Source organism: Pseudomonas sp. Pseusp97, from assembly GCF_047304025.1.
In the GTDB taxonomy this organism is placed as follows: Bacteria; Pseudomonadota; Gammaproteobacteria; order Pseudomonadales; family Pseudomonadaceae; genus Pseudomonas.
The window spans coordinates 1-279 of the sequence record NZ_JBGLYK010000532.1; the positions used below are offsets into that span (position 1 = coordinate 1).

General features: G+C 60.6%; 1 pseudogene. It reads left to right on the forward strand.

The features are described 5' to 3' along the window. Positions 1-236: pseudogene (gene sdhB, locus ACCC94_RS30230) on the forward strand (succinate dehydrogenase iron-sulfur subunit); the annotation flags it as partial. Between the last annotated feature and the right edge of the window lie 43 nt (positions 237-279).

Consider the following 279-nt stretch of genomic DNA (forward strand, 5'->3'; position numbering starts at 1 on the left):
GCTTCTGGTGGAATCCGGACAAGTTCGTGGGCCCGGCGGGTCTGCTGCAGGCGTACCGTTTCATCGCGGACAGCCGTGACGAAGCCACCGGCGAGCGGCTCGACAATCTGGAAGACCCGTACCGCCTGTTCCGCTGCCACACGATCATGAACTGCGTCGACGTCTGCCCGAAAGGACTGAACCCGACCAAGGCGATCGGCAAGATCAAGGAATTGATGGTGCGTCGCGCTGTCTAGGATGAATAACCTCACGCTCACAATCGTTCGCTGCCTCAACGGG